6 protein-coding genes are annotated in these 10453 nt (G+C 63.9%); 2 read left to right on the top strand and 4 right to left on the bottom strand.

Features of this window, described 5'->3' with window-relative positions:
• A complete protein-coding gene (locus ACLCGK_RS31520; RefSeq protein WP_410953609.1) occupies nucleotides 1-3201 on the top strand; it encodes a T6SS effector BTH_I2691 family protein in 3201 nt (1066 codons plus the stop codon).
• Nucleotides 3183-3953 (top strand): DUF6708 domain-containing protein, encoded by a 771-nt coding sequence (locus tag ACLCGK_RS31515; RefSeq protein ID WP_410953608.1) that lies wholly within the window; start codon nucleotides 3183-3185, stop codon nucleotides 3951-3953. The genes ACLCGK_RS31520 and ACLCGK_RS31515 overlap by 19 nt, the downstream gene beginning before the upstream one ends.
• Before the next feature lie 372 nt (nucleotides 3954-4325).
• Here the strand turns inward: ACLCGK_RS31515 and ACLCGK_RS31510 are convergent, their stop codons facing one another.
• The 4 genes from ACLCGK_RS31510 to kdpB form a co-directional block, all read right to left on the bottom strand.
• On the bottom strand, nucleotides 4326-5021 hold the full coding sequence (locus ACLCGK_RS31510; RefSeq protein ID WP_013973414.1) for a response regulator: 696 nt from the start codon (nucleotides 5019-5021) through the stop codon (nucleotides 4326-4328).
• Nucleotides 5018-7672 (bottom strand): DUF4118 domain-containing protein, encoded by a 2655-nt coding sequence (locus ACLCGK_RS31505; protein ID WP_410953607.1) that lies wholly within the window; start codon nucleotides 7670-7672, stop codon nucleotides 5018-5020. The genes ACLCGK_RS31510 and ACLCGK_RS31505 overlap by 4 nt, the downstream gene beginning before the upstream one ends.
• 162 nt (nucleotides 7673-7834) lie before the next feature.
• A complete protein-coding gene (kdpC, locus tag ACLCGK_RS31500; RefSeq protein ID WP_410953606.1) occupies nucleotides 7835-8386 on the bottom strand; it encodes a potassium-transporting ATPase subunit KdpC in 552 nt (183 codons plus the stop codon).
• Between the two features lie 10 nt (nucleotides 8387-8396).
• Nucleotides 8397-10451 (bottom strand): potassium-transporting ATPase subunit KdpB, encoded by a 2055-nt coding sequence (gene kdpB, locus ACLCGK_RS31495; RefSeq protein WP_367245290.1) that lies wholly within the window; start codon nucleotides 10449-10451, stop codon nucleotides 8397-8399.
• Nucleotides 10452-10453 lie beyond the last annotated feature (2 nt).

Raw genomic sequence — 10453 nt, 5'->3', positions numbered from 1 at the left:
ATGAGCATCAGCAAAGCCATCCACATCGCCATGCAGGAAGAGATCCCCAACACCTACGGCACCTGCAATGCCTGCGAACGCTCCGGCCTGCCGATTCTACTGCTGCGCGAGGCCTACGCCCCACGCCCGGACACAGGGCGCCCCTATCGCCTGGCAGACGACAGCGAAATCATCTTCCACCCGATGCACACCGACCAATTGCGCCTCCTGCGCCAAGGTTATGTCTACGTACTGCTCGACCAGGAAATCTGGCAGGCCTACGAAGTAGCGGCGGAAGGTACCTTGCAGCGTTTTCCGGTATCGCAGATGCCCTTTGGGCCACCCAGGTCTTTACCCAAGGTATGCGCCACCGAAGGCCACGATGTGATCGCCTCGTTCATCAACATCGATACCCTGCTCTACCGCAAGGCCTGGATCGCCTTCGCCAACGACCCCTGGCCCCGTGCGGTACTCGACCGCTATCGGCAAGGCATCGCCGACAGTGACCCAGGCACCCTCGCCCGCTTCGTCGAGGTGGACCTGAACACCGCACGCAACGACCCTGCCAGCCTCGGCATCGCCATGACCGACAGCTTCCGCTTCGGCCTGGAACAGGTGCTGGAGTTCTCCACCTTTTCTTCTGCCAGGTTTACCAGCGTTCATGGCTTTTACAGCCGCCTGGGCCGCTGGCATGAAACCCGCACGCATGTGCGCAATGTCATCGAGCAGGAACAACTGCCCAATGGCGTGCTGGCGCTGACGCTGCCCGACCCGGTCGGCATGGTCATGGAGCTCAACGCGCAACGCACTGGCTGGGTGCAGGCCCTGCAGGAATGGCGGGCGCAGCCGCAGCGGCACTTCGAATACTTCACCTCGCAAGCACTACTGGGCATCCGCGAATTGCACGCGGCCATGGCGGCCGTGCAAGGTGCCGAGGACGCGCAGCGGGAAGCCCGGCAGGTCGAGCAGTGGAACGACAGCCCGATCGCGGCCAAGGCGTATCTGCCGCCGGTGGACATCGACGCGCAGACCGAACGCAACACCGCGCGCAAGCAGCAGGACGCCCGCGAGCGGCTGGAAGAGCGTTACGACGAAAGCGCCCGCGCCGCGTTCCAGGCCGATTACGACCGCGAACTGAAAAACTGGCAGTCGATGATCGACCAGGTTGGCGATCTGTATGCGCGGCACTATGCCAAGCGGGCTTTTCAGCAGATCGGCTACTACGACTATGACGCGACCTCCCCCGTTTCGGTGGAGTACTTCATCCAGATGATGGCCGCCTGCCTGGCCGGCGGGCCCACTGAAACCTTGCCGCAGGAGGGCCAGCCGCTCGGGATCACCCAGCATATCTGGCAGCAGCTGCTGGAAGACGACCGCAGCCTGTTGTACCAGGCACTGCTGGCCAAGAATCAGAAGCTGATGCAGCAGGTGGCCAGCGCGCTGTCCGGGGACGACTTCGGCAAGGTGTACGACATCATCAAGGGCATCGCCGGTACCGCCGATGGCCAGCTGTTGATGATCAAGCCAATACAGGATGCCGTTGGCCAGTTGCTGGCCGCGACCAACAGCGCCGGGAATGCGCTCAGCCAGCACCTGAGTGAACGGACCAAGACCCTGATCGGTCATGTGCATCGCTCGGCGTTTGCACTCTTCGCCGGGCAGCAGGTGACCCCACTGCGGGTGTCGCTGACAGTGGGCGAGTACATGAGCCTGCTCAACGAGGCCCTGGAGGCGCGGACCGATGCGTTTCTGCAGCAGGTAGACAAGCAGTTCCGTGACCCACTGGGCCGCAAGGTGCGGGCCATGGTGCTGAGTGGCGCGATCAATATTGCGGCAGCGGGTAACCGCAGCCAGATGATCGAGGTGATGCTCTGGACGCTCGAAAGCGCCGAGAGCCTGCAGGCGCGGCTGGTGCAGTTGCGCGAGGGTGCAGCCGGCGGCGTCGGGGCGCTGGTACGCAATGTTGCGATTGGTGCGGGTACGCTGCGTGCGCAGGTTACGGGTGGTTTGAAGATCAGTTCTACGGCCGCGCAAAGCGTGGCAAGCGATGCCATGCGCAGCCTGCGGGATGCTGCAGCGAGTAGCGGAAGCGTCGGGCTGCTATTTGCCTTGGGCAGCATGTGGTTCCATCAGGACAGCCTGGGCAAGAACTATCGAGCGTTGCAAGAGACGCATCAGGACAACCCGGAGGCGCTTGCGGCGATCTGGTCTTCCTCCCTGGGTTTGTTGGGGGCGAGTGTGGAGGCGGCAGGACTGGCTGTTGCAGTCATACGCCCGAAGATACCGTGGCCCGGAACAGTGACGACAACGTCTTTGGGAACCGGTATTGCTCGATACGGCGCCGGCATTGCGGGAATAGCTGGAATGATGGATGGGGCACAGTACCTGTTCGCCAGCCTGCGTACTCATAAGCGCGGAGATTTAACGTCAGCAGATGAATATAGGACTGCGGGCATAATGGCTGGCGCTTCCGCCATTGCAGGTGTACTTGGAGCTTTCGGCCCCGCCACATTATTTGGCCCAATCGGTATAGCTATCATTCTAGGACTGGCCGCCTATGCAATAGCTTCCGAGGCAAAGCAAAATGAATCCTCTCCAACAGAGCTTTGGGCTCGTCAAAGCAGATGGGGATTATCTGAAGACAACCGTCTCTGGACCGAAGCCAAGCATCTTGACACTGCAATTGGTGCTTTGAATGCGGCAGCAATTGGCGTTCAAGCCGAGATTTCCATAAGGACTCAACTCACCAATCATACGAACATGCAGACTTCCGAACCAAAAGGGATGATCATCGGCAACGAGCCTGCAACACCCGCAGAATACACACTTAATTATTACTTCCTCTTACCTAAATACGCCGAGGGTACATCTCGCCATGAGTGGCATTTAAGCATTCATCGTACTGGCGCTCAAAGAGAAATCATTACCGTATCGGGTGATAGTAGTCCGACTAACCAATTGCAGATCAGCCTACCAAAGGGAAAAGGAGTCTTCGGCCACATTGACAACCCACAGCCTTTGGTGCGTTTCAACAACAAGAACAGTACGTTGACCATACAGGGGACTCTGCCTTTGCTGGTAGATCATCACATCAACGCCATTGAATTTAGCCTGCGTTACTGGCCAGACAAGCAGGACGAACTTGGGCATGCCCATGTAACAATAACAGAAAACTACATGCACAGCTTGGAGCCCCTGACAAAATGGCCCGACCCTTATTAAATCCTGCCTGCCCGGGCTGGAAGGAAGACCTCCCCGCCCCTTACACAGTCAACTCAATAGAAAAATATATGGGCAATCAAATACCTAACCATCAGTGCATGACTTACTTAGAGATTCCGCGACAAAGCGTATCATCACGAGGGGTGATTTCAGCCTTTGCCTTCCTCTTGTGCATACTTTTCGCCTTTAGCCTTTACATGATGACACTTACGCTCGACCCCCGAAATTTTGAATCGCTGCTGCTCTCAATATCTGAAATCTTCCTGGTTACCTGGCTGGTTACTATAGGCCTTCGCATGGATATTTCTCCACCTCGCGACGAACCCATAAGGTTCAACCGTGCACGCCAGAAAATCTACGCCTACAACTTCAAACGCCAATGGTGGAACCCCTTCGACAAAGGCAAGGTTGTGCCGGTCAGTTACGACTGGTCCCAAGTCCGCGCCGAGCGCTGGTCACAAACCGGCGCCCTGCCAAACGGTGGGGTCATTTTCAAATGGGGTGTCATGCTGTCCATCGTCGCGCCGGGCACGAACAACGTCATCGACCGTTTTCACCTGAGCACCATGGGGGCCGACCAGCATGCCTGGGCCTACATCTGCACCTACATGCAGGAAGGCCCCTCAGCCCTGCCACCACCCGGCCCACCCAAGGATCACAACGATGTGCTCTGGTGTGAGTTCGCCCTGCGCCTGGCACCCCGAGTAGAGTGGCCAGCGGAAATGGATCTGGAGTCGAGAACCGCCCCCTGAGCTTACTGTCTTGCGCTGCTTGCTCTGGCCCCATCGCCGACATGCCAGCTCTCATAGAACTGCACATGACTCATTGAATTAGCAGGGACTCTGTGGGAGCGGCTTCAGCCGCGAACACCGGCGCAGCCGGTGCCATGCACCGCGTTGGATTCTTCGCGGCTAAAGCCGCTCCCACAGGGTACGCGGGCCGCTTGCGAATTCAGTTTTCTACGCGACAACGCAGCCCAAAGGGCTGGGCAATCTCTCTTAGACTGCACATGACTCATTGAATTAGCAGGGACCCTGTGGGAGCGGGCATGCCCGCGAACACCGGCGCAGCCGGTGCCATGCATCGCGCTGGATTCTTCGCGGGCACGCCCGCTCCCACAGGGGTTACATGGTCGGCGCCACCAACCTGTATCCCACCCCTGGCTCGGTGATGATGAACCGCGGCGCCGTGGGGTCATCTCCCAACTTCTGCCGCAGATGCCCGACCACTATCCGCAGGTAATGGGTGTCATCCACATGGGTAGGCCCCCAGATATCCTTGAGCAACTGCTGCTGGGTAATCACCCGCCCCGGGTGCCCGGCCAGTTGCGCCAGCAGCGCATACTCCTTGCGGGTCAGCGCCACTTCCACGCCATCCAGGGTCACCCGGCGAAAGGCAAAGTCCACCATCAGCGGCCCAAAACTGGCCGCCACTTCCGAGCCACCTGCCTGCGGCACCTGGCGCAGCAAGGCGCGCACCCGCGCCAGGAACTCCTGGATGCCGAACGGCTTGGTCACATAGTCGTTGGCACCGCCATCCAACGCATCGACCTTCTGCACTTCACTGGCGCGCACCGACAACACCAGCACCGGCACCGCGCTCCATTCGCGCAGATCACGCAGTACCTGCTGGCCGTCCATGTCCGGCAGGCCCAGGTCGAGTACCACCAGGTCCGGCTTGCCCAGCGCCGCCTGGGCGAGCCCTTCCGCGCCGGTGGCGGCCTCGAGCACCTTGTAGCCTTGCGAGGCCAGGCTTATGCGCAGGAACTTGCGGATCTGCGGTTCATCGTCGATGACCAGGAGGGTGGCGGACTGACTCATGGGGTTTCGCTTTCGGTTTCAGGTTGAGGGGGCAGCGGCAAGCATAAAGTGATGCTGGTGCCCTGGCCATCGATGCCTTCGCCCACCAGGATCTGGCCGCCATGGGCGCCGATCATGCCCTGGCAGATCGCCAGGCCCAGGCCGGTGCCCTGCCCGCCGCGGTCGCCGCGAGCGGCGGTGTAGAACATGTCGAAGATCTTCTCGCGGTCTTCCACGGGAATGCCGGGGCCCTGGTCGCTGACGGCGAAACACAACCGGGCGTCCTGCACCGACACCTGCAGCTCCAGCCGGCCATTGGCTGGCGAGAAGCGCGCGGCATTTTCCAGCACGTTGACCAGCGCCTGCTCGATCAACGCCGCATGCACGAACAGCAACGGCAGCTCGGCCGGCACGTCGGTGTGCACGCGCAGTGGTGCCAGCACCGCGCGCAGGCGGTTGAGCGCGCTGCCGACGATGTCGGCCGGGGCCACCCAGCCGCGGGCCAGCTTGAGGCCGCCGTGGCCCAGGCGGGTCATGTCGAGCAGGTTCTGGATGTAGCGGTCGAGGCGTTCGGCCTCGTTGCGGGTGCCCTCCAGCAGTTCGCGGCGGTCGGCGGCGGGGATCGCCTCGCCCAGCGCCAGCAGGCTGTCGATGCTACCGCGCATGGCGGTCAGCGGGGTACGCAAGTCATGGGAAACGGACGCGAGCAAGGCGCTGCGCAGCTGCTCGGTTTCGCCATGCAGCCGCGCGGCCTCCAGCTGTTCGGCCAGCCGGGCGCGGGCCAGGGCCTGGGCCAGTGGTTGGCCAAGGGCGGTGAGCAGGCGCCGGCGCGGGTCGCTGAGCGGCTGGCCGGAGCGTGAGCGCACACCAAGCAATGCCAGGGGCTGCTCATCCACCGCCAGTGGCCACCACCACCAGCGGCCATTGGGCAGGGTGTCGCTGCCATGACCGGCGGCCTGGCCGTGCTGCCAGGCCCATTCTGCAGCGGCGCGTTCGTTATCGCTGAAAGCATGGGCTTCGCCGCTGACCACCTGCAACTGGCCTTCGACATTGCGCTCCAGCAGGCACACCTGCATGTCCTGCCAACCGTCCAGGTGCTGGCCGGCGGCGTTGAACACCGCCTGGCGGTCGGTGGCCACGGTCAGCCGGCGCGACAGGTCGAGCAACTGGCTGGTCTGCGCCTGGGTCTCGCGCAGCGCCTGCAACTGGCGGCGCTGGCGGGCGGCCAGGTTGCCGGTGAGCGCGGCCATCAACAGGAAGAACACCAGGGTCAGCACGTCTTCTTCGCGCTGGATCCTGAACGACAGGTTGGGCGGGATGAACAGGAAGTCGTAGGTCAGGAACGACAGCACCGCGCAGGCCAGCGCAGGCCCCAGGCTGCTGCGCACTGCCACCAGCAACACCGCGGCCAGGAACACCAGCGATATGTTGGGCAGCGCCAGCACACTCGACACCGCCCAGGCCAGGCCTGCGGCCATGACCGTGGCCAGCAGCGCCAGCAGGTAATGGCGCCAGACCCACACCCGTCGTACCGCCGAACGCGGCGCTTGCGGCTGCGCGTCGCGGTCCAGCACGTTGATTTCCAGGCCGTGGCTTTCGCGCAGCAGCCGCGCGGCCACACCGGCACCGAACAGGCGCCGGCGCAGGCGGTCGCGGGACTGCCCGACCAGCACCAGACTGGCCCGCCGTTCGGCGGCATGCTGGATCAGTGTGCGCACCACTTCGCCGGCACGCAGCAGTACCACCTCTCCACCCAGGCGTTCGGCCAGTTGCTGGGCAGCTTGCAGGCGCTGGCGTGCGGTTTCGTCGCGCAGGCGGCCGTTGTCCACGTGCACCAGGCTCCAGGGCAGGTGGCGGCGTTGCGCCACGCGGCTGGCATGACGCACCAAACGTTCCGCCTGGTCGTCGCCATCCACGCCCACCAGCAAGCGCCCACGCAGGGCCGGGGCTTCCTGGCCGCGCTGGCGATAGCCGTGGGCCAGGTCGGCATCCACCTGGGCAGCGGCGGTCTGCATGGCCAGCTCGCGCAGGGCGGTAAGGTTGGTTTGCGAGAAGAACGCATCGATGGCGGCCCGCGCCTGCTCGGGCACGTACACCTTGCCTTCGCGCAGACGTTCGAGCAGCTCGCGGGGTGGCAGGTCGATCAGCACCAGCTCGAAGGCTTCCTGCAGCACCCAGTCCGGCAGGGTTTCGCGCACTTGCACGCCAGTAATGTCGCGGACCTTGTCGTTGAGGCTTTCCAGGTGCTGGACGTTGACCGTGGTGTACACATCGATGCCGGCGGCCAGCAGTTCCTGTACGTCCTGCCAGCGTTTGGCGTGGCGGCTGCCGGGCGCATTGGTGTGGGCCAGTTCGTCGACCAGCACCAGGGCCGGCGCGGTCTTGAGAAGGCCGTCAAGGTCCATTTCCTCGAGCGTTACGCCGCGGTACTGGCTGCGCAGCAGGGGCTGCTGCTGAAGGCCAGCGAGCAATACCTCGGTTTCGGCACGGCCATGGGTTTCGACCACCCCGGCCAGCACCTGCACGCCCTGGCGTTGCTGGGCGTGGGCGGCCTGGAGCATGGCGAAGGTCTTGCCGACGCCGGGGGCGGCGCCAAGGAACACCTTCAACCGCCCCCGGCCGCTTCGCGGGAGGGTAGCCAACAGCGCGTCTGCGCGGGCGGAGTCACTCATCTTTCATCCTTTGGTGTGGCGGCGTCCTGCAGCCTCTTTTGGGCCTGCTTCGCAGGCCTTCGCGGGCTTGCCCGCTCCCACAGGGTGATCGCAATACTCGGAAGCTGCGCTGTACCTGTGGGAGCGGGCAAGCCCGCGAAGGGCCGCAAAGCGGCCCCCATATCAGTGGCCCAGATGCTCAAGTGCCTGGTTCAAGGCCAGCACATTGACCACCGGCGGGCCGATCAATGGGTGGAGGGTGGCCTCTTCCAGCAAGCCTTGCAAGCGCTCCACCGGCAACTGCCGTGCCGCCGCCACCCGAGGGATCTGGTAGGCCACGGCCTCCGGCGGCAGGTGCGGGTCGAGGCCGCTGCCCGAGGTGGTGAGCAGCGCCTGGGGCACCGGCCCCTGCTGCGCCTGGTACAACGCAGCCGCATCGCCCTTGACCCGCTCGGCCAGCGCCGGGTTGCTCGGCGACAGGTTGCTGGCGCTGCTGGCCACGGTGGCGTAGGCGCCTGCCGATGGCCGCGCGTGGAACCAGCCATCGCCCTGGAAATCCTGGGCAATCAGCGCCGAACCGCGCACCTGGCCTTGGTCATCGCGCACCAGGCTGCCATTGGCCTGGCTGGGGAAAGCCACCTGGGCAATACCGGTCACCACCAGCGGATACAGCGCGCCGGTCACCAGGGTCATCAACAGGGCCAGGCTCAATGCCGGGCGTACATAAGCATTCATGGTGGCCTCCTCAGACCAGGTGCAGGGCATTGAGCAGCAGATCGATCAGTTTGATCCCGGCAAACGGCACGACAATGCCGCCCAGCCCGTAGATCAGCAGGTTGCGCCGCAGCAGGTGCGCCGCACTGGCCGCCTGCACCCGCACGCCGCGCAGCGCCAGCGGGATCAGCACGATAATGATCAGCGCGTTGAACACGATGGCCGACAGAATCGCACTCTGCGGGCTGGCCAGGTGCATCAGATTGAGCACGCCCAACTGCGGGTAGATGGCGGCGAACAGCGCCGGGAGGATGGCGAAATACTTGGCCACATCATTGGCGATGGAGAAGGTGGTCAGCGCGCCGCGGGTCACCAACAACTCCTTGCCGACCTGCACCACATCCAGCAGCTTGGTCGGATCACTGTCGAGGTCGACCATGTTGGCTGCCTCGCGCGCCGCCTGGGTACCGTCGTTCATGGCCATGCCCACGTCAGCCTGGGCCAGTGCCGGGGCGTCGTTGGCGCCATCGCCGCACATGGCCACCAGGCGGCCGTCGTTCTGCTCCTGGCGGATGCGCGCCAGCTTCTTCTCCGGCGTGGCCTCGGCCAGCACGTCATCCACGCCGGCCTCGGCAGCGATGGCGGCGGCGGTCAGCGGGTTGTCGCCGGTCACCATCACCGTGCGAATGCCCAGCTTGCGCAGCTCGGCAAAGCGCTCGCGAATGCCGGGTTTGACCACATCCTTGAGGTGGATCACGCCAAGCAGGCGCTTGTCCAGGCACACCAGCAGCGGTGTACCGCCGCTCTGGGCAATACGCTCCACTTCACGGGCCAGTGCCGGTGGCATTTCCAGGCGTTGCATGCCGACGAACGCCAGTACGGCATCGACAGCGCCCTTGCGGTAGCGGTGTTGCTGGAAGTCGATCCCCGACAGGCGCGTCTCGGCGCTGAAAGCCACGGCCTCGAACTGGCCGGCGGACGGTTCGACAAAATCATGCAGTTGGCGCAGATACTCGACGATCGACTTGCCCTCGGCGGTGTCGTCCGCCAGCGAGGCCAGCAAGGCGCCCTCCCCCAGCTCGCGGGCGGTGATGCCCGGTGCCACGTGCAGCGCACTGCAGCGGCGGTTGCCGAAGGTAATGGTGCCAGTCTTGTCGAGCATCAGCGTGTGCACGTCACCGGCTGCCTCCACCGCCCGGCCCGAGCGGGCGATGACGTTCAGCCGCACCAGCCGGTCCATGCCGGCAATGCCGATGGCCGACAGCAGGCCGCCGATGGTGGTGGGGATCAGCGTTACCAGTAATGCGGCGAGAAAGATCAGCGGCAGGCTGCCACCGACAAAGTGGGCGAACGGCTGCAGGGTCACCACCACGATCAGGAAGATCAGGGTCAGGCCGATCAGCAGGATGTCGAGGGCGATCTCGTTGGGCGTCTTCTGCCGCTTGGCGCCCTCGACCAGGGCAATCATGCGGTCGAGGGTCGATTCGCCCGGGTTGCTGGTGATGCGGATCAACAACCAGTCTGAGACCAGCCGGGTATTGCCGGTCACCGCTGAGCGATCGCCGCCGGACTCGCGGATCACCGGCGCGGACTCGCCGGTAATGGCGGCCTCGTTGACCGCAGCGATACCTTCAAGCACCTCGCCGTCACCGGGAATCATTTCACCAGCTACCACGCGCACCACGTCGTCCTTGCGCAGCGCGCTGGCCGCTACGGTTTCGTAGCTGCCATCACGCTTGCGACGCTGGGCGGTAAGCCCTTGGCTGCCAGCCTTGAGGCTGTCGGCGCGGGCCTTGCCACGGCCTTCGGCCAGGGCCTCGGCAAAGTTGGCGAACAGCACGGTGAACCACAGCCACAGGGCGATCTGCACGGCCACACCGGTGCTCACACCGCTGCCGGGAGCGAAACACAGGACGGTGGTCAGTACCGCAGTCAGGGCGACCACCAGCATCACCGGCGAGCGCTTGAGTTGGCGCGGGTCGAGCTTGACGAATGCCTGCACCAGCGCCGGGCGCCACAATGCGGCGAAACGGGTCTGATCCTTGGCACTTTGCCGGGCTTTTACTTCAGCAATGGGCATGTTCATGG

It is taken from the genome of Pseudomonas sp. S1(2024) (assembly GCF_046557535.1).
This window is presented reverse-complemented; position numbering and strand designations above follow the sequence as displayed.